Below are 209 nucleotides of genomic sequence, written 5' to 3' on the forward strand. Positions count from 1 at the left end.
TTGATTAGGTTTAGAAAAGTTAAGAGACGATATTGGGTCTGTAGCTCAGCTGGTTAGAGCGCTCGCCTGATAAGCGGGAGGTCGGTGGTTCAAGTCCACTCAGACCCACCAATATCGACCTAGATGGGGCTATAGCTCAGCTGGGAGAGCGCCTGCCTTGCACGCAGGAGGTCTGCGGTTCGATCCCGCATAGCTCCACCATCTTTAAG

Annotated in this window: 2 tRNA genes; both read left to right on the top strand. The window is 53.1% G+C overall.

Going from position 1 to position 209, the window contains the following annotated elements:
• Nucleotides 1-34 precede the first annotated feature (34 nt).
• A tRNA-Ile gene (locus tag AB4138_RS23905) sits at nucleotides 35-111 on the top strand.
• Between the two features lie 14 nt (nucleotides 112-125).
• Nucleotides 126-201: transfer RNA gene (locus AB4138_RS23910), tRNA-Ala, on the top strand.
• The last annotated feature ends 8 nt before the right edge of the window (nucleotides 202-209 follow it).

Source organism: Vibrio sp. 10N.286.52.C3, from assembly GCF_041468865.1.
Taxonomy (GTDB): Bacteria; Pseudomonadota; Gammaproteobacteria; order Enterobacterales; family Vibrionaceae; genus Vibrio; species Vibrio crassostreae_C.